The sequence below is a fragment of the Mesorhizobium sp. P2_D6 genome, from assembly GCF_056404315.1.
The window spans coordinates 174,455-199,657 of sequence record NZ_JBFUEG010000007.1 but is presented as its reverse complement, the minus strand read 5'-3'; the positions used below and the strand labels follow the sequence as shown (position 1 = coordinate 199,657).

Genomic DNA, 25,203 nt, shown 5'->3' with positions numbered 1-25,203 from the left:
ATCCAGTGGAGAAGAAGATGGTCGGCGTCGGTCTTATCGGCACGGGTTTCATGGGCAAGTGCCACGCCATAGCGTGGAGCGCCGTCGGTGCCGTCTTTCCGGATGTCGCCAAGCCAAAACTGGTTCATCTTGGCGAGGTCAATGAGGAGCTTGCCGAACGGAAGGCGGGCGAGTTCGGCTTTGCCAAGGCCTCCGGCGACTGGCGCGCGGTGGTCAACGATCCCGAGGTTGATATCGTCTCCTTGACCACACCCAACCAGTTCCATCCGGAAATGGCCATCGCCATCCTCGAAGCCGGCAAGCATTTGTGGTGCGAAAAGCCGATGGCGCCGAGCTTTGCCGACGCCGAGGCGATGGCGGCCGCGGCGAAGAAGTCCAGCAAGGTGGCGGCGCTGGGCTACAACTACATACAGAGTCCGGCCATCCGCCACATCGGCGCGCTGCTCGATGAGAAGATCATCGGCGAGGTCAACCATCTGCGCATCGAGATGGATGAGGATTTCATGGCCGACCCGGAAGCGCGGTTCTTCTGGAAGCATGAAGCCGCGTCGGGCTATGGCGCGCTCGACGATTTCGCTGTGCATCCGCTGTCGCTGGTCAGCACCCTGTTCGGCCGTGTTGCCCGCGTCATGTGTGACATGTCCAAACCCTATGCCGACCGCCGGGTCGACGCCGGCGGCCGCCGTGCAGTCGAAACCTACGACATCGCCAGCGTGCTGATGCATCTGGAAAACGGTGTGGCCGGCACGCTGCTGGTCAACCGCTCGGCCTGGGGTCGCAAGGGCCGCATCGCCATCCAGATCTTCGGCTCGAAGGGATCGATCCTGTTCGACCAGGAGCGGATGAACGAAATCCAGCTCTATGTCACCGCCGATCGCCCGACGGAACAGGGCTATCGCACCATATTGGTGGCGCCGCACCACAAGCCCTACGACGCCTTCCTGCCGGCGCCCGGCCACGGCCTCGGCTTCAACGATCTCAAGATCATCGAATGCCACGAACTGCTGACACGGCTTGCCGGCAAGCCGGCGCGGGTGATCGAATTTGCGGAAGGGCTGGAGATCGAGCGCACCGTGCACGCCATGGCAAGGTCGTTCGAGGAGAAGCGCTGGGTGGATGTGCGGTAGAACCGTTCACTTCACCCGGAAGCAGCCACGACGTTCGTCTCCCAGCCGTCGACCCAGACCTGCCGCAAACGATCGCCTTCGCCCTTGAAGCGCAGGCCGGTCGGCTGGCAAGCCTCGATGCGGTCGCTGCGGAAATTGCGAATCGCCTGGCGCAGTTCGCACCAGGCGACGATGTTGGCGGTTTCGGCGTAGTAGATCAGCGCGATCGGACGAATCAGGCGTTCGGAGGCGCGGCCCATTTCGTCGCGATAGGAGAGGTCGAGCTTTTCCTCGTCGCGGATGGCGCGCCGCACCAGCGCCAGGTCGACCGCGCCGATTGCGGGCGCGGCGAACCCCCAGACATGCAACGCATTGGCGTCGAACGCCTGACGCAAGGGCGGTGGCACCGCGCCGGCGATCTTGGCGCTGACGCGCTTGGCCGCCTGCTTGAGTTCGCTGTCGCCCGTGCGCTCCAGCAGCGCCAGCGACAGCACGATCGCCTCCATTTCCTCGATCGAAAACATCAGCGGCGGCAGATCGAAGCCGGGGCGCAGTATGTAACCGATGCCGCGCCCACCCTCGATCGGCACGCGCATCGCCTGCAGTGCGGCGATGTCGCGATAGATCGAGCGGACCGTCACTTCCAGCTGCTCGGCGATCATTGCCGCCGTCACCGGCTGCCTTGCCAGCCGCAGGATCTGGATGATCTCGAACAGACGCGACGCCTTGCGCATTTCCTCGCCCGATCAAAATGCTACTGACACATCCCCGTCAGTTGGGATGATCTATTGGACTGCCTATCGGGTTGAAAATCAACAAACTCCCCAACGGCACACTGACAGGAAGCGACAGGCAACTGACATGAGTTATGCAGAGAATCTCTGGCTTTTCTTTATCCTGCTGTTCGGCATCATCATCGTGCCCGGCATGGATATGCTGTTCGTGCTTGCCAATGCACTGACCGGCGGCGGCAACAGAGGGCTTGCCGCCACCGGCGGCATCATGACGGGCGGCATGGTGCATACGCTGAACGGCGCGGTCGGCGTCGGCCTGCTGATGCATTTCGTGCCGATCCTCTACAACCCGCTGCTGATCGCCGGCGCCGTCTACATGGCCTATATCGGCCTGACGCTGATACGCAGCTCGATCAAGGTCGGCCAAGACGGGCCGGCCGGCAGCCGCTCCGCATGGAAGGCGTTTCGCCAGGGGCTGGTGATCTGCCTGATCAATCCCAAAGCCTATCTCTTCGTCTTCGCGGTCTATCCGCAGTTCCTGAAGCCGGCCTATGGCCCGATCTGGATGCAGGCGGCCATCATGGGATTGATGACGGTCGCCACGCAATTTGCCGTCTATGGCGGGCTCGCAGTGTCAGCCGGGCGCAGCCGCAATCTGTTGGTCGCCAATCCGCGGGCGACCATATTTGCCGGCCGGGCCGCCGGACTGCTTCTGGTTGTGGTTTCGGTGCTGACCGCCTGGCACGGTTTGAAGGCGGCGTGATTGCTGCTACCCGCCGCAGTGCAATCGCCGCCTATGGCCTGGGCCCTTGCGCTTTACGAATACCCCCACCCTTAATCCTGCCGGGGCGAGCCACGGGTCTCGCCCGTCCTTCGAACCCCCACAAGGGGGAGGGAGACTGCGTAGGCGCTGAAACCCAGCAAACCAGCAGAAGTTCGGTTTCGATGATGGCACGCGGCAGCGTTCCCTCCCCCTTGTGGGGAGGGTGGGGGTGCGTGCCGAGCAAACGCCGGCAAGCGTCAAGCCGCGCCCTGCCGGCTCTCCAGCATGGCGCGGCGGGTTGAGCGGCGCCATTCGACGGCGCCGGCGAGGCCGTGCAGCACGGTCTCGGTGGTCGCCCAGTCGATGCAGCCATCGGTGATGCTCTGGCCATAGACCAGCGGCTTGCCGGGCACCACATCCTGCCGGCCGGCGACGAGATTGCTCTCGATCATGACGCCGATGATGCGCTCGTCGCCCGCCGCGACCTGGCCGGCGACGTCGGCCGCCACCCTGGGCTGGTTCTCCGGCTTCTTGGCCGAGTTGGCATGGCTGATATCGATCATCAGACGAGGGGTGACGCCGATGCGGGCGAGTTCGGCCGAGGCCGCCTCGACGCTAGCCGCGTCATAGTTGGGCTGAACGCCGCCGCGCAGGATGACATGGCAGTCCTCATTGCCGGTCGTTGCAGCAATGGCGCTGCGCCCGCCCTTGGTCACCGCCATGAAATGATGCGGCTGGGCAGCTGATTTCACCGCCTCGGCGGCGATCCTGAGATTGCCATCGGTGCCGTTCTTGAAGCCGACGGGGCAGGACAGGCCCGATGCCAGCTCGCGGTGGATCTGGCTTTCGGTGGTGCGCGCGCCGATAGCACCCCAGGCAACGAGGTCGGCAATGTATTGCGGGATGGTCATATCGAGGAACTCGGTCGCTGCCGGCAGGCCGAGATTGTTGACGGCCGACAAGACGTTGCGCGCCATGCGTAACCCTTTCTCGATGTTGAAACTGCCGTCCAGGTCGGGATCGTTGATCAGGCCCTTCCAGCCGACCGTGGTGCGCGGCTTCTCGAAATAGACGCGCATGACGATCTCGAGCCGGTCGGACAGGGTCTCGCGCAGCGCCGCCAGACGGCTGGCATAGTCAACGGCCGCGACCGGATCGTGGATGGAACAAGGGCCGACGATGACAACAAGTCGATCGTCGGCCCCTGTGAGGATTGAATGGATGGCGTTGCGTGACGCGGCGACGGTGCGCGTCGCCGTCAGCGTGCGCGGGATTTCTCGCGTCACCTGTTCCGGCGAGCTCAGTTCTCGGATTTCCTTGACCCGAAGGTCGTCTGTGGTGGTCAACACGGCTTTCTGCTCCTGTTTTTTAGGAGACCTGCCGGCTGAAACAAAAAAGCCGCCAGGTCTGGCGGCTGTTCGGACTTGTTGCTGCAATCTTCAGATCGAGCGCAATCCTCCCGCCGCCAGCGAGCTGCTAAAGTACCAATACGTGGCGGACAGGTTGATCATGAGGCTCATATAATCGATGCCGGGGTGTTTGTCACGTGCCGTAAATGAGTTGGCGAAATCGCCGGCGAGAGCGCCCCTCTCCCCGTCACTATACGGTAGAGGATGCCGGCAGGCAGGTGAGGGGCGGCGCTTGCGTCGGAGGATAGGACGGGGGCGAAAAGCGCTATTCAATCGACCCTGTAACTGTCAAAGTCGGTGCTGCCCCTCATTGCCCTGCCGGGCATTTCTCCCCGTATAGTGACGGGGAGAAAGGGGCCGGCCGGGGCGCCGGCCTTACTCCGGTGACGACCCCGCAACATTCTGGTCGTAGTCGACCAATGACCCGGTCATGACGCCGGATTGCGGGCTTATCATGTAGCTGATCAGCCGTGCCAGTTGATCCGGCTTCACCAGCTGGCCCATCGGCTGGCCGGCCTCGGCCTTGGCCAGCCAGTCGTCGGAGGCGCCGTGCCATTTCTTCTGCACGATGTCCTCGCCTTCGGTGTCCATCCAGCCAGGCAGCACGGCGTTGCAGCGGATGCGGTTGAAGCGGTAGGCGTTGGCGACATTCTTGGTCAGCGTCGCCAGCGCGCCCTTGCTCGAGGAATAGGGCGCCAGGAAGGACTGGCCGCAATGCGCCGACATTGACAGCACGTTGACGATCGATCCGGGCGCTTTCTTGTCCAGCAGATGCGCAACCACGCCCTGCATCAGGAAGAACGGGCCACGCACATTGGTCTGGAAAATCTGATCGAAGACCTCTTCGGAGGTCTCGACCAATGAACCGCGTGCGGAGGTGGCGGCGGCGTTGACCAGCGCGTTGATGGTGCCGAAATGCGAGATCGCGGTTGCGACAGCGCGCTTGCAGTCGGCTACTTTCGAAACGTCGGCGCTGATGAAGATGGCGTCGACACCGGCTTTCTTGAAGTGGGCGACCGCCTTGTCGCCCTTCTCCTGCGAACGGCCGATGAGCGCCAGCGCCCGGCAGCCCTCGTCGGCCAGTGCTGTGGCGACGGCAAAGCCGATGCCTTGCGCGCCGCCAGTGACGATGGCGCGCGTCTTCGAATTGCGATCGGCTGATGTGCTCATCGCTCTGCTCCTGTGGGTTCTTACTTGTCGAGACGGACGGTCTTGCCTGACGTCGCCGACTTCAGCGCCGCATCGGCCAGCTTCAGCGCCACGAGGCCATCGGCGCCGCTCGGCGATGCCTTCTTGCCCGAGGTTGCGGCGGCGATGAAGGCGGCGATCTCGATGGCGTAGGCGTCGAGATAGCGGGTCATGAAGAAATCGTGCAGCGGCGGGCGCGTATAGCCCTTCTCATTGGCCAGTTCGATCGACACCGGCCGCTGATTTTCGGCAGCGACCATGCCCTTGGAGCCATGCACCTCGATGCGCTGGTCGTAGCCATAGGTGGCGCGGCGCGAGTTGGAGATGACGGCCTGTTTGCCGGACGCGGTCTCGAGGATGACGCTGACGCTATCGAAATCGCCGGCTTCGCCGATCTTCTTGTCCACCAGCACCGAGGCATGGGCGCTGACCGCTACAACCTCCTCGCCGAGGAGGAAGCGTGCCATGTCGAAATCGTGGATGGTCATGTCGCGAAAAATGCCGCCCGAGCGCTTGATATAGTCGACCGGCGGCGCGCCCGGATCGCGCGAGGTGATGGTGACCATCTCGACGGTGCCGATGGCGCCGTCGTCGATCGCCTTGCGCACGGCGGCGAAATGCGGATCGAAACGCCTGTTGAAGCCGACCATCAGCGTCGCCTTGGCCTTGTCGACCACGGCCAGGCATTTTTCCACGCGCTTGACGTTAAGGTCGATCGGCTTCTCGCAGAAGATCGCCTTGCCGGCCTTGGCGAAGCGCTCGATCAGATCGGCATGGGTGTCGGTCGGCGTACAGATGACGACGGCGTCGATATCCTTTGATTTTTCAATCGCGTCGATGGTGCGCACCTCGGCGCCATAGGCAGTCGCCAGCTCGGTCGCCGCCTTCTCGAAGGCATCGGCCACCGCTACCAGCTTTGCGTCGGGGTTGGAGCCGACGGCGCGGGCGTGGACCTTGCCGATGCGGCCGGCACCGAGGAGGGCGAAACGAACAGTCATGGAGTATTTCCTCTAGGGGGATGGGTTCGAGAGAGTTGTGTCTCCACCTTCCCCTGAGGGGAAGGTGGCAAGGGTACTTCTTGTTTTGGCGCAATTCCGGACGGAAAACCGTTTCACACTTTCCCGGAATTGCTCAGCGCGTCAGATCGTCCGGAAACCGGTTGATCATCCTGTTTAGGCCGCGAGTTCCGCCTCCCCGGTCTTGGCGCCGGTGATGTAGGAGACGATGTCGTTGCCGTCGGTGTTTTCCTTGCGCAGATTGGCGACGATGCGGCCGCGCCGGAACACGACGATGCGGTCGCACAGGTCGAACACCTGGCGCATATTGTGGCTGATCAGGATCAGCGGCTCGCCATTGTCCTTCAGTGTGCGGATGATGTTTTCGACCTGCGCCGTCTCCTGCACGCCAAGCGCCGCCGTCGGCTCGTCCATGATGATCAGCTTGGAGGCGAAGGTTGCGGTCCGGGCGATCGCCACGCATTGCCGCTGGCCGCCCGACATGTGGCGGATGGTGTTGGACAGATTGGGGATTTTCACCGCGGTGCGGATAAGCGCCGCCTCGGTCGCCTTGCGCATGTATTTGCGATCGAGGATCGAGAACGGGCCGAGATTGAACAGCACCTTTTCGCGGCCGAGGAACAGGTTCGACGGTACATCGAGATCGTCGGCGAGCGCCAGGTTCTGGAACACCGTCTCGATGCCCGCGGTGCGGGCCTCGATCGGGCCGGCAAAATTCACTTCCTTGCCGTCGAACCAGATCTGGCCGCTGGTGCGCTGTTCGACAGCGGTGATCTGGCGCACGAAGGTTGATTTGCCGGCGCCATTGTCGCCCATGATGGCGACATGCTCGCCCTTGCGCAGCTCGAAATTGGCGCCTTCCAGCGCATGCACGCCGCCATAGCGCTTGGTGAGGTTTTCGGTCTTCAGGACGATGTCTGACATGGTCAAGCCCTCAATGCCCGCATGCGTTGACGCCACTGGTCGAGCACGACCGCGCCGACGATGATCACGCCCTTGACCATCTCCTGATAGTAGGCGTCGAGGCGCAGGAAGGTGAAGCCGGAAATGATGACGCCGAAGATCAGCGCACCGATCACCGTGCCTATGATCGAGCCGCGGCCGCCCGACAGCGAGACGCCGCCGATGACCGCCATGGCGATGGCGTCGAGCTCGTACATCACACCCATGCCAGACTGTGCGGTCAGGTTCTTGGAGCACAGTACGACCGCGGCGAGCGAGGCAAGAATGCCGGCGATCGTGTAAACGAGGATCTTGTGATTGGGGATCTTGATGCCGGACATGCGCGCGGCATCCTCATTGGACCCGATGGCATAACAATGCTTGCCGTAGCGCGTATAGGTCAGGATCAGCTGGAACAGCACCGCCAGCGCCAGGAAGATGATGACCGGCCTGGAGCCGGTGCTGATGGCGGCAAAACTGTCGGTGGGAAACGAGATCGGCTGGCCTTTGGACCACCATTTGGCGATGCCGCGCGCGGTGATCATCATGCCGAGGGTGGCGATGAATGGCGGGATGCGCGTGTAGGCGATCAACGAGCCGTTGATCAGGCCGGCGAGCATGCCGCAGCCGACCGCAACCAGCACCGGCACGATGACCGGCAGGTCGGTCCAGCCTTGCGCCAGGAACATCGCCTTGGGGTTGGGGTTGCCATTGACCGTCGCCACCTGGGCGAAGCTCATGGCGATCATGGCGGTGGCGCCGACAATCGAACCCGAGGACAGGTCGATGCCGCCGCAGATGATCACTTGCGTGACGCCAATGGCGATGATGCCGACGATCGACACTTGCAGGATGATGATCTGCAGGCGGGCCTCGTTGAAGATGCCGGCGACGTTGTCGCGGGTGTTGAACAGGAAGGAGTCGCCGAGAAAGATTCGACCTATCAGTTCGAAGACGACAACGAGAATGATGAGCGCCAGGAAGACGTTGAATTCGGCCGGCCATGTCCGCTTCTTCGCGTCATAACTGACCCCGCCGACGCCATGCGATGTCTGTGACAATCTTCGATCCTCCGTCAGCCACGGTCGTTCCTCGCCGCCTTGCCGGCAACGAGGGAAGAAGGAGCGGCGCTGTCTTTCGTGTGAGAGCGCCGCCCCGTATGCGTACGGCTCAGTTCTTCTTCAGGAACTTGTCGATGTTAGCCGGCGTCACGAGCTGGAAGGGCACATAGACCTTGTGCTCGACCTTTTCGCCCTTGGCGAGCTTCAGGGCTGCATCGAGTGCGCCAGCGCCCTGGCCGGCCGCGTCCTGGAAGACGGTGGCGTCGAGGTCGCCCGCCTGCATGGCGGCAAGCGCGTCCTGCGTGGCGTCGACGCCACCGACGACAACCGACTTCATGTCGACATTGGCGGCCTTCATCGCCTGGATGGCGCCGATGGCGCTTTCATCATTGTTGGCGATGACGCCGTCGAACGGCTTGCCGGTCGAGAGCCAGTTGGTCATCAGGTTCTGCGCTTCGTCGCGGTTCCAGTTCGAGGTCTGCTTGTCGATGATCTTGATGAAGCTGCACTCCGGCGTGGCGATCACCTCTTCGATGTCCTTGGTGCGCTGCACGGCGGCCTGGTTGGAAAGCTCGCCCATGATGACATAGACATTGGCTTCCTTCTTGCCGGCCTCGGTGAACAGGCGGCAGACTTCCTTGGTCTCGAGCGTGCCGGAATCGGCCTCGTTCGAAGCGACGAAAGCCTGGTTGTCGGGCAACGTGTCGACATTGACCGGCTCGCGGTTGACATAGACGAGCGGGATCTTGGCGGCGGCAGCAGCATCCGACATCGCCTGCGTGGCCGAAGTGTCGACCGGGTTGACGATGATGGCGTCGACGCCCGAGGCGGCGAAGTTCTTGATCTGGTCGAGCTGCTTGGCGACGTCGTTCTGCGCGTCTTCGACCTGCAGCTCAACGCCGCTCATGCCCTTGGCCTGCTCGATCATGCCGTTGCGCAGCACGGTCAGGAAGTTGTCGTCGAACTTGGCCATCGACACGCCGATCTTGGCGGCAAAAGCGGACGAACTCATCAGCGCCGCAAAGGCGACGCCCAAAATCAGTTTCTTCATTGTGTTTCTCCTCCACATTTGGTGTCCGGCTGCACCGATCTACCCGGAATCCCCGATCGCCCGAGGAATCTCTCCCTGATGTCGTCTCCGTTCCGGACGGCGTTTTCCCAAGGATAGGAACGCCAGGCTCCCCTGTTTGAAACAGATGTTCCGGAACGAAAGAACCAAAATACCCAGTTGGTGAAATTTTTATTCCATTTTCCGCCGCGACGTCAAGGGTGATTCCGCGGTCGGATGGCGGATTTTCGGCTCGCTCTGATAGATTCTATCATTTCCGGGCCGACTCTCGCCGGCGAGGGTCAAATGTTTTCCGGCACGTAGATGTCGAAGGGCAGAAAGGTCTGGCCCGGCGCATTGGCGGCGCCGGCCTCGATGGCATGCGCCATCAGCCCGACGAGCTCGCGGCACAGAGCGGCGAGCGGTGTCGAGATCACCATGGTCAGGATGTTGTCGGCGAGTGCTGCGCGCGATTCGGCGTTGATCTCGTTGCAGACGACCACCGGCATGTTTGCCGGCTTCGCCGCCCGCAGCGCCGAGACCGCGCCTTCCATGCCGCCGCCGGCGACGTAGCAGCCGGCAAGATCCGGATAGCGCGCCAGGAGATCGATCATCGCATCGTGGGTCACCTGGTTGGCTTCCAGATTGACCAGCGTTTCCATCACGGTAAACTCCGGCGCGTGTTCGCGGAAGAAAGAGCGAAAGCCGATCTCGCGCAGTTCATGGCCGTGGAAGCGATGGCTGCCGACGAAAAGGGCGACCTTGCCGGGCTTCGGCGCCGCCTTGGCGATCATCCAGGCCGCGGTGCGACCGACCTTGCGGTTGTCGAGGCCGACATAGCCCTCTCGGATGCCGGCGGCAAAGTCCGACAGCAGCGAGAAGACCGGTTGCCCCCTCGCCTTCAGCGCCTCCACCGCCGCCGTCAACGTCGGATGGTCCGGGCCGACAACGGCGATGGCCCGGGATTTCGCCGCCAGTCTGCGCATCTGGGCGGCGATCTCGTCGGCGGCGAGCGAACTGGCGAAGTCGATGGTGGCGACGCCGCGAAAGCGCTGCGATTGCGAGACCGCCACTTCCAGTTCCCGCGCGAAATCGCCGTAGAAGACATCATTGCCGCGCAGCAGCAGAAAGCCGAGTCGGTATTCCGGCAATTCCTGGCGCATGCGCTGCTTGATCAGCCCGGCGGCGTGATAGCCGATACCGGTCGCGGCCTCATAGACACGGCGCGCGGTTTCCTCGCGCACCGGCAGCCGGTTGTTCAGCACCCGGTCGACGGTGGCGACGCTGACGCCGGAGATGCGCGCCAGATCGGTGATGGTTGGCCGCTTTGCCATGGATCCTCCGCTGCTTGCGAATTGAGATTACCTCATTCTGATATGAAATGATAGAAACTATCTTTGTGATATTGAGACTATCATGGCTTGGCGCTATTTTGAATTCCCAGCTATTGCGCCCGAGCTTCCATTGTGGGCTGATCGCAAGGCGCTGATGGAGGAACCTCGATGACGGCAGTGATGGACGCAGCACCGTCCCGGCGCGACTACAGCCTGATCGGCCGCGACGCCAAGCTCGCCGTCGAGACTGGACTGTCGGCGGCCGATTGGTATCACACCGATATTCCGCGCAAGCAGATGAAGGAGCTGATGCAGCGCTCCGATGGGCCGGCGATCCGCGACACCGCGATCTGGCTCGCCGCGCTGATCCTGAGTGCCGCCGGCGGCGCCTGGTTCTGGGGCAGCTGGTGGTGCGTGCCGTTCTTCTTCGTCTATGGCGTGCTCTACGGCTCCTCGACCGACTCCCGTTGGCACGAATGCGGCCATGGCACGGCTTTCCGCACGCAGTGGATGAACGATGCCGTCTACCAGCTCGCCTGCTTCATGATCATGCGCAACCCGGTGACCTGGCGCTGGAGCCACACGCGTCACCACACCGACACCATCATCGTCGGCCGCGATCCCGAAATCGCCGTCATGCGGCCGCCGGACCTTTTGCGCGTGGTGCTCAACTTCTTCGGCATTCTCGACGCCTGGCATGCGATGACCGACATGGTGCGCAATGCCGCCGGCGTCATCAGCGCCGCCGAAAAAACCTTCATTCCCGAGCAGGAGCAGCCTAAGGCGATCCGTGTGGCCCGCATATGGCTCGCCATCTACATCGCGACCATCGGCTTGGCCCTCTACCTGCATTCCTGGCTGCCGCTGATGCTGATCGGCCTGCCCCGCCTCTATGGCGCCTGGCATCACGTCATGACCGGCCTACTGCAGCATGGCGGCCTCGCCGACAATGTCATCGACCACCGCCTGAACAGCCGCACGGTGCTGATGAACCCGGTCAGCCGTTTCATCTACTGGAACATGAATTACCATGTCGAACACCACATGTTCCCGATGGTGCCCTATCACGCGCTGCCGAGGCTGCATGCGCTGATCAAGCACGATCTGCCGGCGCCGACGCCGTCGATCCTGGCCGGCTATCGCGAGATGATCCCGGCCTTCCTGCGCCAGCTGCGCAACGAGGATTATTTCATCAAGCGCGAGCTGCCGCCAACGGCGCGGCCATACCGCGAGGAATTCCACAACGATGCTGTCGCCACCGCGGCGGAATGATCGCGGCGATCCGATTTTCGGGGAGGTACAAATGAGCGACTGGGTCGAGGCCTGCGCGGCCGGCGACATCGACGAAGAGGATGTGATGCGCTTCGATCATGGCGGGCGCACCTTCGCCATCTATCGCAGCCCGGACGATGATTATTTCGCCACCGATGGCCTGTGCACACACGAAAAGGTGCATCTGGCCGACGGGCTGGTGATGGACGACATCATCGAATGCCCCAAGCACAATGGCCGCTTCAACTACAAGACGGGTGCTGCGCGCGGCGCGCCGGTCTGCGTCAACCTCGCGACTTATCCGGTCAAGGTCGAGGCGGGCAAAGTGCTGATCCAGATCGGATGATGGCGATGCAAGCTGGGATGGTCATCATCGGCGCCGGCGAATGCGGAGGGCGGGCAGCGCTGGCGCTGCGCGAGCTTGGCTATGACGGCCCGGTGACGCTGGTCGGTGACGAACCGCATCTGCCCTATGAGCGGCCCCCTTTGTCGAAGGACGCGATGACGAGCGATGCGCCCGAGATCAAGGCGATCGCCAGTGATGCGCTTCTGGCCGAACGCGCGATCCGGCATATCCATTCCGTTCAAGCGGTGGCGATCGACCGCACGGCACATACGGTCCGACTGACCGACGGCTCGGTCCTGCTCTATGACAAGCTGCTGCTGGCGACGGGCTCGACACCGCGCAAACTGCCGATGCCAGGTTTGGGGTCGCGCTGCGTCTACCTTCGCACATTTGCCGACGCACTCGCCATTCGCAGTCACCTCACCCCCGCAAACCGTATCGCCATCATTGGTGGCGGCTTTATCGGCCTCGAACTCGCCGCGGCGGCGCGCAAGCTCGGGGCTGCGGTCACCGTCATCGAGGCGCAGCCGCGCATCCTGATGCGCGGTGTGCCAGCGGAGATCGCCGAGATCATCCATCAGGCGCATGAGGCCGAAGGCGTGACCATTCTCGCCGGTCTGGGTATCGCAGCCATCGCCGATGACGGCACCGAGGTGTGCATTGCGCTCGCCGACGGACAAGAGATCGTTGCCGATCTGGCCGTCATCGGCATCGGCGCCGTGCCGGTCACCGGGCTTGCCGTCGAAGCGGGTCTGACCATCGACAATGGCATCGCCGTCGACGCCACGCTGCGCACTGGTGACCCGGACATCTTTGCCGCCGGCGACTGTTGTTCGTTTCCGCTCGCTGTCTATGCTGGCCGCCGCGTGCGGCTGGAGGCCTGGCGCAACGCCCAGGAACAGGGTGCGCTGGCAGCGAGGAACATGCTGGGCGACGGCGAGGCGCATGCCGCGGTGCCGTGGTTCTGGTCGGATCAGTATGGGCTCAGCCTGCAGATCGCCGGACTTTCCGACGAGGGCAAAAGCACGGTGCGCCGCGACCTCAGCGACGGCGCCTTCATTCTTTTCCACCTGGCCGAGGACGGCAGGCTGGTGGCGGCCAGCGGCATCGGCCCCGGCAATGCGGTGGCACGCGACATCAGGCTGGCCGAGATGCTGATCGCCAAGCGGGCAAAGCCGGCGCCCGAAGCGCTGGGATCGCAGGATGTGAAGCTCAAGTCGTTGCTGGCGGCTTGATTGACTAGTCGTCAAGGGTTGCGCCGCCCCTCATCCGCCTGCCGGCACCTTCTCCCGTATGTGACGGGGAGAAGGGAGCTGTTGCGGCCCTCGGCGCCTCGTTGAAAATTGGCGAAGCATCGACGAAAGCGTCTTTCTCCCCGTCACTATACGGGGAGAAATGCCCGGCAGGGCATGAGGGGCGGCGCAGACCTATTGAAAAGGTTCAACTTCCACGCAACAGGTCACGAACCCTGGGCGCCCCTAAAACAGCGCCTTCAGCTCGTCCAGCTTGTCGTTGACCAGCCAGCCGTAATAGTTCTCTTCCGGCAGCTTTTCCGGCTCGCCGGTGGCGCGGCGCTTGTCGTTCTCGGCCTTCAGCGCATAGGCGCGCTGCTCGGGATTGCCGACATTGTAGAGCGTGGCGGTGAGCCCCGGATTGCCCGAAATGTCGAAGCCGGCAATGCTTTTATAGGCGTCGATCGACTTGCGGATCGTCGCAGCCACATAGGGCAGAGTCAGATCTGGATCCATGATCGTCTTGTAGACCCCATTCGGATCGCCGACATCGAGCTCGGGCAACCCCGAAACCTTGTGGACGAGATCGCTCATCTGCAGCGCGGTCAGCGGGTTGAGCTGGCCGAGGCCAAAGGTCTGGCCGGCATAATAGGGCTGGAAGAAGGTGGCGCCGAAGCGGTCGTTGGGGAAGCTTGTGCCGCCGACGGTCTTGCCGCGGAAAGAGTGGTTCCACACCTGCTCGCGACATTCCCACAGATCGTAGCTGTCTGGCATCGTGCATTTCTTGAATTCCGGCCGCTGCACGAAGTCGGTGATGTCCTCGCCGTCATAGGCGAAGGACAGCTTGCTGGAGAGGTAGGAGATCGCCTTGACGTAATAGGTCTGCAGCCGGTCGTAGGCGTCGACATTGTAGGTGTGCTCGCCGACGATGGCGCCGACGATATGCAAGGGGTTGATGCCGTAAGCGGCGGCCGCCTTCTTGATCTTGGCGCGCAGTTCGGCGTCACTCTGCAGCAGCGCGTACACCTTGCGGTATTTGGCCTGGAACGTGGTGTTGGTGGCCTGGGTGCGACGGCTCGATGCCCCGGGTATGTCGGGCTGCACGGCGTTGCGGTTGCCTGCCGGCACCAATGTTGCCGCGTCGGCGGCGAACAGCGTCGCCGCCAGCGTCAAGCCGAGAATGATCAGGATCAGTTTTTTCATGCGCCGCCGCCTGCAATAATGCCGCGCAAACTAGGGTAGTGCTCCGGGTTGAGTCGAGAGCGCCCCGTCACACGGCAAGACGAAAGGTGGCCGCATGATACCATCCGGCCACACATAATGTTGTTTGCCGGAAATTGTTGCCGAAGCATCGGCCCAAAAATCGGAACCGATTTTTGGAAAGTCCGACGCGTCGATTCAATACTGTTAGAGCGACCTTTGCGCGCCCGAAGGACGCGCGGCGCTCTACCGGCGCCGGACTGATCCGGCGCCCTCGTTTAAAGGATGAATCGCGACAAATCTGTGTTTCTGGAGAGGTCGCCGACATGCTTTTCCACATAGGCGGCGTCGATGGTGACGCTGGTGCCGTTGCGGTCCGGCGCATCGTAGGAGATCTCGTCCAGCACGCGCTCCATCACCGTCTGCAGCCGCCTTGCGCCGATGTTTTCGACGCTGGCGTTGAGGTCGACGGCGATGCCGGCCAGCGAATCGATGGCGTCGTCGGTGAAGGTCAGGTCGACGCCCTCGGTCTTCATCAGCGCGATATACTGCTTGATCAGGCTGGCCTCGGTCTCGGTGAGGATGCGGACGAAATCGTCCTTTTCCAGCGCTCGCAGTTCGACGCGGATCGGCAGGCGGCCCTGCAGTTCCGGCAACAGGTCGGACGGCTTCGAGACGTGGAACGCGCCCGAGGCGATGAACAATATGTGGTCGGTCTTCAACGGCCCGTATTTTGTCGCCACAGTCGTGCCCTCGATCAGCGGCAGCAGGTCGCGCTGCACGCCTTCGCGCGAAACGCCGGCGCCCATGCCGCCTTCGCGCGAGGCGATCTTGTCGATCTCGTCGAGGAAGACGATGCCGTCGTTTTCCGTCGCGTCCAGCGCCCGGCGCACCACCTCGTCCTGGTCGAGCAGCTTGTCGGACTCGTCGTTGACCAGCAGCGCGTAGGACTCCTTCACCGTCGTCTTGCGCGCCTTGGTCTTTTTGCCGCCCATCGCCTTCGACAGCATGTCGTTGATGTTGAGCACGCCAACGCTGCCGCCCGGCATGCCGGGGATCTCGAAGCCGGGCATGCCGCCAGTGCCGGTGTCGGCAACTTCGATCTCGATCTCCTTGTCGTCGAGCTCGCCGTCGCGCAGCTTCTTGCGGAAGCTGTCGCGGGTCGCCGGGCTTGCCGTCTTGCCAACAAGGGCTTCCAGCACGCGTTCCTCGGCATTGATGTGGGCGCGCGCCTTGACGTCCTCGCGCATCTTTTCGCGCACCAGGCCAATGGCGATCTCGACGAGGTCGCGGATAATCTGTTCGACATCGCGGCCGACATAGCCGACTTCGGTGAACTTCGTCGCTTCGACCTTGACGAAAGGTGCGCCGGCGAGCCGCGCCAGGCGGCGCGAGATCTCGGTCTTGCCGACGCCGGTCGGGCCGATCATCAGGATGTTCTTCGGCATCACCTCTTCGCGCATCTGGCCTTCGAGCTGCTGGCGGCGCCAGCGGTTGCGCAAGGCGATGGCCACAGCGCGCTTGGCGTCTTTCTGGCCGATGATGAAGCGATCGAGTTCCGAAACGATTTCGCGGGGAGAAAAGGTGGTCATATCACTAAATTCCACTTTGCCACTGCTTGATGGACTCAAACGGATGCAGCAGCATGATCACGTTGAGCGTCAGATTGTCCCGGATGAGGTAGCCGACACCCAGTTCGAAGATGAGGGCGAGGCCGACGACGACTGATATAGGTAGCTTTCGCGCCATCACAAATCCCAGCACCATGGCCAGTGTGTCGAACACCGAATTGATGATCGAGTCGCCATAGTAATCCAGCGAAATGGTGCCGGCGCGGTAGCGCTCGATGATGAACGGGCTGTTTTCCAGGAGCTCCCAGCCGCCCTCGATGACAACCGCAAAAGCCAGGCGCAGACCGATCGGCGAGCGCGGAAACAGGAACCAGGCCAAGGCGTAGAACAGGAAGCCGTGGATGATATGCGAGAAGGTGTACCAGTCGGAAATATGCTGGGAATTCTCCGAACTGTTGACCACGCCGTGCCAGAGTTTGACGTAGCCGCAGGTGCAGATCGGCGTGCGGCCCATGCCGTACAGCGCGCCTGCCTGGAAGATGAGCAGAGCGAGCACGAGCAGAAGCCCCATCCGCCAGCTGTCTTCGTAGGCCGAGTAATTTTTGTCGGCGCCCGGTGTCGTCATCAGTCTATTCCCCCTCTTGCGCGTCGCCTTCGGCATCGACGGCCATCAGCACGACGTCCCCGTATTCCGAGTGCCTGTGATCGATGGTTCTGAACCCGGCCTTTTCATAGGCGCGAATGGCGCGTCCATTAGCCGGGTCCGGATCGATGATGACGCGCGGCGCGCCTTCCTCGAACAATTGCTCGACGAACTGGCGGACAATGGCCGAGCCATGGCCTTTGCCGATAAGGTCCGGCACGCCGATCGACAGATCGATGCCAAGCGTGCCGAAAGGCTGGTCGGCATAGGGATGACCGTCCTCCAGATGCGGGTCATAGCTCTGCAGATAGGCGATCGGCTTGCCGTCGACCTCGACGATCAGCGGTTCGACAGAAATCGAGTCAATGCTTTCCCTGATACTGGCGATTTCCGTCTCCGGATCGCCCCACCACTGCGCGACATGCGGCGCGGCCAGCCAGCCGGCGATCATCGGCAGGTCTTTTTCCGTCACCGGCCGAAAATCGTAGAGCACCGGCGGCTCAGGCGGCATCGAGCGTTTCGATGACGAAATTGTTGTTGGTGTAGACGCAGATGTCGGAGGCGATCTGCATCGCCTTTCGGGCGATCTCCTCGGCATCCTTGTCGGTGTCCATCAGCGCACGGGCAGCCGCCAGCGCATAATTGCCGCCGGAACCGATGGCCATCACGCCGAATTCGGGTTCGAGCACGTCGCCGGTGCCGGTCAGCGCCAGCGAGACCGACTTGTCGGCCACCAGCATCATGGCTTCCAGCCGGCGCAGATAGCGGTCGGTGCGCCAGTCCTTGGCGAGCTCGACGCAGGCGCGCGTCAGCTGGTCGGGATATTGTTCGAGCTTGGCTTCCAGCCGCTCCAGCAAGGTGAAGGCATCCGCCGTGGCGCCGGCGAAACCGGCAATGACATTGCCGCCCTTGCCGATGCGGCGCACCTTTTTGGCGTTGCCTTTCATGATGGTCTGGCCAAGGCTGACCTGGCCGTCGCCGGCGATCACCACCTTGTTGCCCTTGCGCACCGTCACGATGGTCGTGGCGTGCATGGTCAGATTATCAGACATTTGTTGCTCCGATTCGCGCGATCCCGATAAGGCGATTGGCGCGGTACGAGTGATTTCGATCGGCCATATGTATGCATGGGGCGGGTGATTGCAAACCGCCTCCGCTACCGGCGATAGCGATCCGCATCGCAACTGGCAATCGCCGGATCATGCTGCTAGAAGGCTTTCGTTTTCAAGCTAATGAGCGCTTGGAGGCATTGTCTTTCCGTTTCGCCCCCAGTCGTTTGCCCAAAGACAAGGACAAGGTCATGGCGTCCCGTTCCGCCGAAGTCAGCCGCAAGACCAAGGAAACCGAGATCGCGGTTTCGGTCCATCTCGACGGCACCGGTATCTCCGACATGTCGACGGGCGTCGGTTTCTTCGACCATATGCTCGACCAGCTGTCGCGCCATTCGCTGATCGACATCACGGTCAAGGCCAAGGGCGACCTGCACATAGACGACCACCACACGGTCGAGGACACCGGCATTGCGATCGGCCAAGCGCTGGCCAAGGCGCTGGGCGAGCGGCGCGGCATCATGCGCTATGCCTCGATCGACCTTGCCATGGATGAAACGCTGACGCGTGCGGCAATCGACGTCTCCGGCCGGCCGTTCCTGGTCTGGAATGTCGCCTTCTCCTCGCCGAAGATCGGCACGTTCGACACCGAACTGGTGCGTGAATTCTTCCAGGCGCTGGCGCAGAATGCCGGCATCACGCTGCATGTGACCAACCATTATGGCGCCAACAACCACCATATAGCCGAGACCTGCTTCAAGGCGGTGGCACGCGCCCTGCGTTTCGCACTGGAGCGCGACCTGCGCCAGCCGGACGCGGTTCCCTCCACCAAGGGATCTCTGAAAGGGTAGACTGATGGCCATCTATGTCGTGATGGAACCGCCGGGCCGCACCGGGGCGGCCGACGCAACCATTTTTGTCCGCGACGGCTTTTCCTGGCTGGCTTTCCTTGTGGCGCCGCTATGGCTCGCCTGGCACCGGCTGTGGGTCGAGGCCGCGCTCGCCTTCGTCGCCATGGGCCTCATCTCGCTGCTCGGCCAAAGGCTGGGACTGGATTGGGCAGGCTCGGCACTGTCGCTGCTGGTCTCGTTCTATATCGGCCTGGAGGGCCAGGGGCTGCGCATCGTGGTCCTTCGGCGCCGGGGCTGGCATGAATGGGGCGTGATCGAAGCCGACAATCCTGACGGTGCCGACATCCGCCAGGCGCTGGACGCGGAGGCGCAGGCGGAGGAACAGGCGCCGCTGCCACGCATCGTGCCCGATGCCAGTCTTGCCCGGCCGGCGCAGACCGGCCTGACGCTCGGGCTGACCCATACGCCGGGAAAAGGCTGACATGCGGGTTGCGATCATCGATTACGGGTCGGGCAATCTGCGCTCGGCCACCAAGGCCTTCGAGCGCGCCGCGCATGAAGCCGGCATTGCGGCTGCCATCGAGCTTACCGCCGATGCCGAGCGGGTGCGCAGCGCCGACCGCATCGTGCTGCCCGGCGTCGGCGCCTATGCCGACTGCGCGGCGGGCCTGCGCGGCGTGGCCGGCATGTGGGAAGCGGTGGAGGAGGTGGCGATCGCCAAGGCGCGGCCGTTCCTCGGCATCTGCGTCGGCATGCAGCTGATGTCGCAGCGCGGCCTGGAAAAGACCGTGACCAAGGGGTTTGGCTGGATTGCCGGCGACGTCAAGGAGATCGCGCCGACCGATCCGGCGCTGAAAATCCCCCAGATCGGCTGGAACACGATCGATCTGGAGCGCAAGCACCCGCTGTTTTCCGGCATTGCGACCGGGCCAAAGGGCCTGCACGCCTATTTCGTCCATTCCTATCATCTTGACGCGACAAAGCCGGACGAGGTGCTGGCCGTTGCAGACTATGGCGGCCCGGTGACGGCTGCGGTCGCCCGCGGCAACCTCGTTGGCACGCAGTTCCATCCCGAAAAGAGCCAGGCGCTCGGTCTGGCATTGATCACCAATTTCCTGCGCTGGAGGCCCTAGACGATGAGCAAGAAGGGCTACTGGTTGGTCATGCTTACGGTCACCGATCCGGAAGGCTACCAGCGCTACCGCGACGCCATCGGCGATGCTATCTCAAGCTTCGGCGGCAATTATCTTGTACGTGGCGGACAGGTCACGAACCCGGAGGGATCGGAGTTCGGCCGACACGTGGTGGTCGAGTTCGACAGCTACGAGACGGCGCTGAACTGTTATCGGTCGCAGGCGTACCAGGCCGCGCTCAAGCACCGGCAGGCGGCATCGACCGGACATTTTGCCATCGTCGAGGGGGCTTGAGCGTGATCCTGTTTCCCGCCATCGACCTCAAGGACGGCAAATGCGTGCGTCTGAAGCACGGCGATATGGCGACCGCGACGATCTACAATGACGATCCTGCCGCGCAAGCCAAGGCCTTCGAGGACCAGGGTTTCGAGTGGCTGCACGTCGTCGACCTCAACGGCGCCTTCAAGGGCCAAAGCGTCAACAGCGCGGCGGTCGGCGCCATCCTCAAGGCGACGAAGAACCCGGTGCAGCTCGGCGGCGGCATTCGCACGCTGGCGCAGATCGAGGACTGGCTCGACCGCGGCCTGGCGCGCGTCATTCTCGGCACCGTGGCGGTGCGCGATCCCGACCTGGTCAGAGAAGCCTGCAAGACCTTTCCCGGCAAAATCGCCGTCGGCATCGACGCCAAGGGCGGCAAGGTGGCGGTCGAAGGCTGGGCCGAGGCCTCCAGCCTCGGCGTCATCGAGCTGGCGCAGAAATTCGAAGGCGCCGGCGTCGCCGCCATCATCTACACCGACATCGACCGCGACGGGGTTCTGACCGGCATCAACTGGGACGCCACGATCGACCTCGCCGAGGCCGTGTCGATTCCGGTCATCGCCTCGGGCGGGCTCGCTTCGATCGCCGACATCGTGCGCATGACCATGCCCGACGCAAAAAAGCTCGAAGGCGCCATCTCCGGCCGCGCGCTCTATGACGGGCGCATCGACCCGGCTGAGGCGCTGGCGGTGCTGCAAGGCAGGACTATGGAGACCCGCACGTGAAAATCTCCATCATCCTGGCCTCCTATGATAGCGGCCACTATCACGGCGGCATGGGCCAGGGACCGGACGCTATCGTCGCCGGCGGACTCGTCGATGCGCTGACGCTGGCCGGCCATGACGTCGTCGTTACCGACATCGGCAGGGTTGGCGACGAGCAGGAGCGCGAGATCGCAACCGGCTTTGCGGTCTGCAATGCCGTCTGCGGCGAGGTCCGCATCGCCCTGGACCGCGGCCGCTTTCCGATCGTGCTCGCCGGCAACTGCCTGACATCGGCCGGTGCGGTCGCCGGCGAAGATGCCGATGCGATCATCTGGGCCGACCAGCATGGCGACCTCAACACGCCCGAAACCTCCGTCTACGGCTTTCTCGACGGCATGGCGCTGGCGACGGTCCTGGGCCTGTGCTGGAAGCCGATGGCCTCTTCCATCCCCGGCTTCAAACCGATCGATCCGGCACGCTGCGTGCTGGTCAATGCCCGCGACCTCGATCCGGCCGAACAGGAGCTGTTGAAGACGCTGCCGGTCATCCGCGCCGAATGCCCGGACTGGGCAACCGCTTGCAGCAGGCTGAAGGCACCGGACGCAAAGCGGGTGCACCTGCATCTCGATCTCGACGTGCACGATCCCGAGGCGTTGCAGGCCAACCGTTACACCACGCCGGGTGGCCCGGAGCCGAAACAGCTGCGCCAGGCGGTCTGCGGCATGGCCGGGCTGCTGCCGATTTCCGGCATCACCATCTCGGCCTACGATCCGGCCTTCGACGCGCAGGCCGAGGTTCCGCCGCTGGTCGGCGAGTTGCTCAGCGAGTTGCTGGCGACGATGGAGGAGCGCTGATGCTGAAAGCCCGCGTCATCCCTTGCCTCGATGTCAAGAACGGCCGCGTCGTCAAGGGCGTCAATTTCGTCGATCTGGTCGATGCCGGCGACCCGGTCGAGGCGGCAAAAGCCTATGACGCGGCCGGCGCCGACGAGCTCTGCTTTCTCGACATCACCGCGTCGTCCGACAACCGGGAAACCATCTTCGATGTCGTCGCCCGCACCGCCGAACAGTGCTTCATGCCGCTGACGGTCGGCGGCGGCGTGCGCCAGGTCGCCGATATCAGAAAACTGCTGCTGGCCGGCGCCGACAAGGTGTCGATCAACACGGCGGCGGTGAAGAACCCGGATTTTGTCGCCGAGGCAGCGGACAAATTCGGCAATCAGTGCATCGTCGTGGCCATCGACGCCAAGAAGGTTTCCGCCGCTGGCGAGAGCGACCGCTGGGAGATCTTCACCCATGGCGGCCGCGAAAAGACCGGCATCGATGCGATCGAGTTTGCGCGAAAAATGGTCGATCGTGGCGCCGGCGAGATCCTGTTGACCTCGATGGACCGTGACGGCACCAAGGCCGGCTACGACATTGCGCTGACCCGCGCGATCGCGGATGCGGTGCGCGCGCCGGTGATCGCGTCGGGCGGCGTCGGTACGCTTGATCACCTGGTCGAGGGCATTCGCGACGGCCACGCCGGAGCCGTGCTGGCGGCATCGATCTTCCATTTCGGCACCTACACGATTGCAGAAGCCAAGGCGCATATGGCCAAGGCCGGCCTGCCGATGCGGCTGGACTCATCCGTCGATCGGCCCTAGAGCGTTTCCGGCTAAGAAAGGCTTGCTACCGCGCCATGGCTGAATTCTCGCTCTCCGAGCTGGAGACAATCATCGCCCAACGTGCCCAGTCCGGCGACCCGGACTCGTGGACGGCGAAACTGTTTGCCAAGGGCATGGACAAGGCCGCGCAGAAGCTTGGCGAGGAGGCGGTAGAGACCGTCATTGCCGCCGTCAAAGGCGACAAGAAAGCCCTCGTTTCCGAAAGTGCCGATCTTATATATCATTGGCTTGTCGTGCTTGGGATCGCGGGGGTCCCGCTGGACGACGTTCTGAGGGAGCTCGAGGGCCGTACCGGCCGCTCGGGCGTCGCAGAAAAGGCTTCGCGGTCGAAGGGTTGACCGCTAGGGCCGGATGATTTCAGGCCAAGGCCTGAAATCTGAATCCGTCTCTAAAATTAAAGAAGGAGCATGATGTCGTCCGAAAACCGCTTCACACTTTTCGGCATCATGCTCTAGAGGGCAGGAAACTCGATGGACCAGCTCGCTCCGACCGAGAAATATTCCCCCTATCGTTTCTTCTCGGCCGAGCAATGGTCGAACTTCCGCGCCGACACGCCGATGACGCTGAGCGAAGACGAGATCAACCGTCTGCGCTCGCTCAACGACCCGGTCGACCTCGAAGAGGTCAAGCGCATCTATCTGTCGCTGTCGCGCCTGCTGTCGGCCCATGTCGAGGCCAGCCAGCTGCTGTTTCGGCAACGCCAGGCCTTTTTCAACGCGCTGGATGTGGTCAAGACGCCGTTCATCATCGGCATTGCCGGTTCGGTCGCGGTCGGCAAGTCGACTACGGCGCGCGTGCTGAAGGAGCTTCTAGCGCGCTGGCCGTCGAGCCCCAAGGTCGACCTCATCACCACCGACGGTTTTCTCTTACCCAACAAGGTGTTGCGGCGCGACAATCTGATGGAGCGCAAGGGCTTTCCCGACAGCTACGATGTCGGTGCGCTGCTGCGTTTCCTCTCGGGCATCAAATCGGCGCAGCGCAATGTCCGCGCGCCGGTCTATTCGCATTTGACCTATGACGTCATTCCCGGCGAGTTCGTCACCATCGACCGGCCCGACATATTGATCTTCGAAGGCATCAACGTGCTGCAGCCCGGCAAATTGCCGAAGGACGGCAAGATCGTGCCGTTCCTGTCGGATTTCTTCGATTTCGCCATCTACATCGACGCCGACGAAAAGCTGATCCATCACTGGTACATCGCCCGCTTCATGCGGCTGCGCGAGACCGCCTTCCGCAATCCGGACTCCTTCTTCCACCGCTATTCGCAGCTTTCCGAAGACGCCGCGCGCGCCATTGCGGAAGGCTTGTGGACCAACATCAACCTGAAAAACCTGCGCGAGAACATCGTGCCGACACGGGCGCGCGCCGACCTCATCCTGCGCAAGGGCGCCAATCACCTGGTCGAGGAAGTGGCACTCAGGAAACTGTGAGATCCCACCCTATTGGTTGAAATCAAAGACTATAACTTAAAGTCATCTTAACCCAGACTTGCCTATTGTTGCGCCTGATCCGCGGGCTTGGGCAGGCAGTAGACGCGCTATTACCGTAACGTTCAGGAGTGGTTACGGTCACAAGCCTATGGTTTGGCGGGCAGGGATGCCCCTTTCAAAGGTGGCGGGCGATGTTTGCTGCGAACAATCGGGCAATTCTCATTCTGGCGACGATAACACTGGCTACTGTGTCGCTGATGCTCGTGGTGCTGCTGGCGACACGTACCGAGATAAACCTCGCCAGCATCAAGCCCCTGGGTTTTCTGCTTAGCGTACAATTCCTACTCGTCATCTATTGTCGACTTCGTCGTCTCAAGGGATTGCAGCCGATCGTTGAGACGATCTTCCTTTTCATAGCCCTCAATTTCGGCCTGCTGCCGATCTCATATGCGGGCATGCGATTCAATCTTCCGATTGCCGACGGCTGGCTGTCGGCAATGGATCAGGCGGTAGGTTTTCACTGGCGGTCCTTCATCGCCTCCATCGACAACCGACCGCTGCTGGCAGGCTTTTTGTTTGGCGCCTACACCTCTTTTGGGCCTCAGCTATTCTTGATACCGGCCTATTTTGCCCTTGCGGGCCGTGTCAACAGAGCGTGCGCCATGGTTTCCGCCTACGCGGCGATCGTTATTGTATCGAGCGTCATCAGCATCTGGTTCCCATCGGAGGGAGCTTTCCATTTTTATGGTCTCCACCAGTCAGACCTAAAGAACATAAATATTCATTTTGGCGTTGCATATCTTTCGGAATTCGCAGCAGTGCGCACCCAACCTGTGTTCGAAATGGGCCTGGATCGTATTCAGGGATTGCTGACGTTTCCATCAGTTCATGTCGCCGGCGCCGTGCTTTGTACCTGGGCGGCATGGGGATCACGCTATCTTTGGCGCCCGGTGGCGTTACTGAATATGGCCATGGCAGTATCGGCGATCAGCCACGGGGGACATTTCGCCATCGATGTCGTTGCCGGTGCTTTCGTGGCTCTCGCCTGCATCTTTCTCTCGCGTCTATCCTTTCAAGATGCCGATGCTGGCGCCACACGCGCCGCTGAAGCAAGGTTTTGGCGGGAAATTTTTCAGGCAAAATGGCGGTCGCGCAACGCTTCTGCGGTGCCGTACTCCGCCAAGTGA

General features: G+C 62.6%; 28 protein-coding genes. 15 read left to right on the top strand and 13 right to left on the bottom strand.

Going from position 1 to position 25,203, the window contains the following annotated elements; genetic code table 11:
* The first annotated feature begins 17 nt into the window (after positions 1–17).
* Positions 18–1,127, top strand: a complete 1,110-nt coding sequence (locus tag AC1D1L_RS17265; RefSeq protein ID WP_477342835.1) for a Gfo/Idh/MocA family protein — start codon at positions 18–20, stop codon at positions 1,125–1,127.
* Positions 1,128–1,138: 11 nt separating this feature from the next.
* On the opposite strand, the gene AC1D1L_RS17260 is transcribed toward AC1D1L_RS17265, so the two are convergent.
* A complete protein-coding gene (locus tag AC1D1L_RS17260) occupies positions 1,139–1,840 on the bottom strand; it encodes a helix-turn-helix transcriptional regulator (RefSeq protein ID WP_477342715.1) in 702 nt (233 codons plus the stop codon).
* A gap of 127 nt (positions 1,841–1,967) precedes the next feature.
* Between AC1D1L_RS17260 and AC1D1L_RS17255 the strand changes: the two genes are divergently transcribed.
* Complete coding sequence (locus tag AC1D1L_RS17255) at positions 1,968–2,603, top strand: LysE family translocator (protein WP_112559923.1); 636 nt, start codon at positions 1,968–1,970, stop codon at positions 2,601–2,603.
* A gap of 257 nt (positions 2,604–2,860) precedes the next feature.
* Here the strand turns inward: AC1D1L_RS17255 and AC1D1L_RS17250 are convergent, their stop codons facing one another.
* The 7 genes from AC1D1L_RS17250 to AC1D1L_RS17220 form a co-directional block, all read right to left on the bottom strand.
* The gene (locus tag AC1D1L_RS17250; RefSeq protein WP_477342714.1) at positions 2,861–3,952 is read right to left on the bottom strand and encodes a 3-deoxy-7-phosphoheptulonate synthase; all 1,092 of its coding nucleotides are present in this window, start codon (positions 3,950–3,952) and stop codon (positions 2,861–2,863) included.
* A 435-nt stretch (positions 3,953–4,387) separates the two neighbouring features.
* Complete coding sequence (locus tag AC1D1L_RS17245; RefSeq protein ID WP_477342713.1) at positions 4,388–5,182, bottom strand: SDR family oxidoreductase; 795 nt, start codon at positions 5,180–5,182, stop codon at positions 4,388–4,390.
* Between the two features lie 20 nt (positions 5,183–5,202).
* Positions 5,203–6,198, bottom strand: a complete 996-nt coding sequence (gene iolG, locus AC1D1L_RS17240; protein WP_477342712.1) for an inositol 2-dehydrogenase — start codon at positions 6,196–6,198, stop codon at positions 5,203–5,205.
* 174 nt (positions 6,199–6,372) lie between these two features.
* Positions 6,373–7,140 (bottom strand): ATP-binding cassette domain-containing protein, encoded by a 768-nt coding sequence (locus tag AC1D1L_RS17235; protein WP_112559919.1) that lies wholly within the window; start codon positions 7,138–7,140, stop codon positions 6,373–6,375.
* Between the two features lie 2 nt (positions 7,141–7,142).
* Positions 7,143–8,219: an ABC transporter permease gene (locus AC1D1L_RS17230; RefSeq protein WP_477342711.1), complete on the bottom strand. Its 1,077-nt coding sequence runs from the start codon at positions 8,217–8,219 to the stop codon at positions 7,143–7,145.
* A gap of 109 nt (positions 8,220–8,328) precedes the next feature.
* On the bottom strand, positions 8,329–9,270 hold the full coding sequence (locus AC1D1L_RS17225; RefSeq protein ID WP_142868716.1) for a sugar ABC transporter substrate-binding protein: 942 nt from the start codon (positions 9,268–9,270) through the stop codon (positions 8,329–8,331).
* A 299-nt stretch (positions 9,271–9,569) separates the two neighbouring features.
* Positions 9,570–10,601, bottom strand: a complete 1,032-nt coding sequence (locus tag AC1D1L_RS17220) for a LacI family DNA-binding transcriptional regulator (RefSeq protein WP_352561264.1) — start codon at positions 10,599–10,601, stop codon at positions 9,570–9,572.
* 180 nt (positions 10,602–10,781) lie between these two features.
* On the opposite strand from AC1D1L_RS17220, the gene AC1D1L_RS17215 reads away from it, so the two are divergent.
* From AC1D1L_RS17215 to AC1D1L_RS17205, 3 genes are read left to right on the top strand one after another with little or no spacing between them, the layout of a single operon-like run.
* Positions 10,782–11,873, top strand: a complete 1,092-nt coding sequence (locus tag AC1D1L_RS17215; protein ID WP_477342834.1) for a fatty acid desaturase family protein — start codon at positions 10,782–10,784, stop codon at positions 11,871–11,873.
* Positions 11,874–11,904: 31 nt separating this feature from the next.
* Positions 11,905–12,219, top strand: coding sequence for a MocE family 2Fe-2S type ferredoxin (locus AC1D1L_RS17210; protein WP_023744927.1), 315 nt, complete (start codon positions 11,905–11,907; stop codon positions 12,217–12,219).
* Positions 12,216–13,454 carry an NAD(P)/FAD-dependent oxidoreductase gene (locus tag AC1D1L_RS17205; RefSeq protein WP_477342710.1) on the top strand — a complete coding sequence of 413 codons (1,239 nt, stop codon included), beginning with the start codon at positions 12,216–12,218 and terminating at the stop codon, positions 13,452–13,454. The genes AC1D1L_RS17210 and AC1D1L_RS17205 overlap by 4 nt, the downstream gene beginning before the upstream one ends.
* Positions 13,455–13,697: 243 nt before the next feature.
* Here the strand turns inward: AC1D1L_RS17205 and AC1D1L_RS17200 are convergent, their stop codons facing one another.
* The 5 genes from AC1D1L_RS17200 to hslV form a co-directional block, all read right to left on the bottom strand.
* Positions 13,698–14,654, bottom strand: a complete 957-nt coding sequence (locus AC1D1L_RS17200) for a DUF1402 family protein (protein ID WP_477342709.1) — start codon at positions 14,652–14,654, stop codon at positions 13,698–13,700.
* A 275-nt stretch (positions 14,655–14,929) separates the two neighbouring features.
* Positions 14,930–16,243 (bottom strand): ATP-dependent protease ATPase subunit HslU, encoded by a 1,314-nt coding sequence (gene hslU, locus AC1D1L_RS17195; RefSeq protein WP_112559913.1) that lies wholly within the window; start codon positions 16,241–16,243, stop codon positions 14,930–14,932.
* Positions 16,244–16,247: 4 nt separating this feature from the next.
* Positions 16,248–16,847, bottom strand: a complete 600-nt coding sequence (locus AC1D1L_RS17190) for a DUF2585 domain-containing protein (protein ID WP_477342708.1) — start codon at positions 16,845–16,847, stop codon at positions 16,248–16,250.
* 4 nt (positions 16,848–16,851) lie between these two features.
* Positions 16,852–17,376: a GNAT family N-acetyltransferase gene (locus AC1D1L_RS17185; protein WP_477342707.1), complete on the bottom strand. Its 525-nt coding sequence runs from the start codon at positions 17,374–17,376 to the stop codon at positions 16,852–16,854.
* Complete coding sequence (hslV, locus tag AC1D1L_RS17180; protein ID WP_477342706.1) at positions 17,366–17,917, bottom strand: ATP-dependent protease subunit HslV; 552 nt, start codon at positions 17,915–17,917, stop codon at positions 17,366–17,368. The genes AC1D1L_RS17185 and hslV overlap by 11 nt, the downstream gene beginning before the upstream one ends.
* Positions 17,918–18,165: 248 nt before the next feature.
* Here hslV and hisB point away from each other — a divergent pair, with 248 nt between their 5' ends.
* From hisB to AC1D1L_RS17130, 10 genes are all read left to right on the top strand, one after another.
* On the top strand, positions 18,166–18,765 hold the full coding sequence (hisB, locus tag AC1D1L_RS17175) for an imidazoleglycerol-phosphate dehydratase HisB (RefSeq protein ID WP_477342705.1): 600 nt from the start codon (positions 18,166–18,168) through the stop codon (positions 18,763–18,765).
* Positions 18,766–18,769: 4 nt separating this feature from the next.
* Positions 18,770–19,246 carry a DUF2628 domain-containing protein gene (locus AC1D1L_RS17170; RefSeq protein ID WP_477342704.1) on the top strand — a complete coding sequence of 159 codons (477 nt, stop codon included), beginning with the start codon at positions 18,770–18,772 and terminating at the stop codon, positions 19,244–19,246.
* A 1-nt stretch (position 19,247) separates the two neighbouring features.
* Positions 19,248–19,898, top strand: coding sequence for an imidazole glycerol phosphate synthase subunit HisH (gene hisH / locus AC1D1L_RS17165; protein ID WP_352561280.1), 651 nt, complete (start codon positions 19,248–19,250; stop codon positions 19,896–19,898).
* Between the two features lie 3 nt (positions 19,899–19,901).
* Complete coding sequence (locus AC1D1L_RS17160; protein WP_477342703.1) at positions 19,902–20,192, top strand: DUF1330 domain-containing protein; 291 nt, start codon at positions 19,902–19,904, stop codon at positions 20,190–20,192.
* Between the two features lie 2 nt (positions 20,193–20,194).
* Positions 20,195–20,941, top strand: a complete 747-nt coding sequence (gene hisA / locus AC1D1L_RS17155) for a 1-(5-phosphoribosyl)-5-[(5-phosphoribosylamino)methylideneamino]imidazole-4-carboxamide isomerase (protein WP_477342702.1) — start codon at positions 20,195–20,197, stop codon at positions 20,939–20,941.
* Entirely contained in the window at positions 20,938–21,774 is an 837-nt protein-coding gene (locus AC1D1L_RS17150; RefSeq protein ID WP_477342701.1) for an arginase family protein, read from the top strand. The genes hisA and AC1D1L_RS17150 overlap by 4 nt, the downstream gene beginning before the upstream one ends.
* The gene (hisF, locus tag AC1D1L_RS17145; protein ID WP_477342833.1) at positions 21,771–22,565 is read left to right on the top strand and encodes an imidazole glycerol phosphate synthase subunit HisF; all 795 of its coding nucleotides are present in this window, start codon (positions 21,771–21,773) and stop codon (positions 22,563–22,565) included. Before AC1D1L_RS17150 ends, hisF begins: the two co-directional genes overlap by 4 nt.
* 35 nt (positions 22,566–22,600) lie before the next feature.
* On the top strand, positions 22,601–22,924 hold the full coding sequence (locus tag AC1D1L_RS17140) for a phosphoribosyl-ATP diphosphatase (RefSeq protein WP_477342700.1): 324 nt from the start codon (positions 22,601–22,603) through the stop codon (positions 22,922–22,924).
* Between the two features lie 132 nt (positions 22,925–23,056).
* Positions 23,057–24,016, top strand: a complete 960-nt coding sequence (gene coaA / locus AC1D1L_RS17135; RefSeq protein ID WP_477342699.1) for a type I pantothenate kinase — start codon at positions 23,057–23,059, stop codon at positions 24,014–24,016.
* Positions 24,017–24,207: 191 nt separating this feature from the next.
* Entirely contained in the window at positions 24,208–25,203 is a 996-nt protein-coding gene (locus tag AC1D1L_RS17130) for a phosphatase PAP2 family protein (protein WP_477342698.1), read from the top strand.

Excerpts from the sequence above, each read along its gene's own strand:
- AC1D1L_RS17265 (WP_477342835.1), top strand. The coding sequence starts at position 18 with ATGGTCGGCGTCGGTCTTATCGGCACGGGTTTCATGGGCAAGTGCCAC.
- AC1D1L_RS17260 (WP_477342715.1), bottom strand. The coding sequence starts at position 1,840 with ATGCGCAAGGCGTCGCGTCTGTTCGAGATCATCCAGATCCTGCGGCTG.
- AC1D1L_RS17255 (WP_112559923.1), top strand. The coding sequence starts at position 1,968 with ATGAGTTATGCAGAGAATCTCTGGCTTTTCTTTATCCTGCTGTTCGGC.
- AC1D1L_RS17245 (WP_477342713.1), bottom strand. The coding sequence starts at position 5,182 with ATGAGCACATCAGCCGATCGCAATTCGAAGACGCGCGCCATCGTCACT.
- iolG (WP_477342712.1), bottom strand. The coding sequence starts at position 6,198 with ATGACTGTTCGTTTCGCCCTCCTCGGTGCCGGCCGCATCGGCAAGGTC.
- AC1D1L_RS17235 (WP_112559919.1), bottom strand. The coding sequence starts at position 7,140 with ATGTCAGACATCGTCCTGAAGACCGAAAACCTCACCAAGCGCTATGGC.
- AC1D1L_RS17225 (WP_142868716.1), bottom strand. The coding sequence starts at position 9,270 with ATGAAGAAACTGATTTTGGGCGTCGCCTTTGCGGCGCTGATGAGTTCG.
- AC1D1L_RS17220 (WP_352561264.1), bottom strand. The coding sequence starts at position 10,601 with ATGGCAAAGCGGCCAACCATCACCGATCTGGCGCGCATCTCCGGCGTC.
- AC1D1L_RS17215 (WP_477342834.1), top strand. The coding sequence starts at position 10,782 with ATGGACGCAGCACCGTCCCGGCGCGACTACAGCCTGATCGGCCGCGAC.
- AC1D1L_RS17210 (WP_023744927.1), top strand. The coding sequence starts at position 11,905 with ATGAGCGACTGGGTCGAGGCCTGCGCGGCCGGCGACATCGACGAAGAG.
- AC1D1L_RS17205 (WP_477342710.1), top strand. The coding sequence starts at position 12,216 with ATGATGGCGATGCAAGCTGGGATGGTCATCATCGGCGCCGGCGAATGC.
- AC1D1L_RS17200 (WP_477342709.1), bottom strand. The coding sequence starts at position 14,654 with ATGAAAAAACTGATCCTGATCATTCTCGGCTTGACGCTGGCGGCGACG.
- hslU (WP_112559913.1), bottom strand. The coding sequence starts at position 16,243 with ATGACCACCTTTTCTCCCCGCGAAATCGTTTCGGAACTCGATCGCTTC.
- AC1D1L_RS17190 (WP_477342708.1), bottom strand. The coding sequence starts at position 16,847 with ATGACGACACCGGGCGCCGACAAAAATTACTCGGCCTACGAAGACAGC.
- AC1D1L_RS17185 (WP_477342707.1), bottom strand. The coding sequence starts at position 17,376 with ATGCCGCCTGAGCCGCCGGTGCTCTACGATTTTCGGCCGGTGACGGAA.
- hslV (WP_477342706.1), bottom strand. The coding sequence starts at position 17,917 with ATGTCTGATAATCTGACCATGCACGCCACGACCATCGTGACGGTGCGC.
- hisB (WP_477342705.1), top strand. The coding sequence starts at position 18,166 with ATGGCGTCCCGTTCCGCCGAAGTCAGCCGCAAGACCAAGGAAACCGAG.
- AC1D1L_RS17170 (WP_477342704.1), top strand. The coding sequence starts at position 18,770 with ATGGCCATCTATGTCGTGATGGAACCGCCGGGCCGCACCGGGGCGGCC.
- hisH (WP_352561280.1), top strand. The coding sequence starts at position 19,248 with ATGCGGGTTGCGATCATCGATTACGGGTCGGGCAATCTGCGCTCGGCC.
- AC1D1L_RS17160 (WP_477342703.1), top strand. The coding sequence starts at position 19,902 with ATGAGCAAGAAGGGCTACTGGTTGGTCATGCTTACGGTCACCGATCCG.
- AC1D1L_RS17140 (WP_477342700.1), top strand. The coding sequence starts at position 22,601 with ATGGCTGAATTCTCGCTCTCCGAGCTGGAGACAATCATCGCCCAACGT.
- coaA (WP_477342699.1), top strand. The coding sequence starts at position 23,057 with ATGGACCAGCTCGCTCCGACCGAGAAATATTCCCCCTATCGTTTCTTC.
- AC1D1L_RS17130 (WP_477342698.1), top strand. The coding sequence starts at position 24,208 with ATGTTTGCTGCGAACAATCGGGCAATTCTCATTCTGGCGACGATAACA.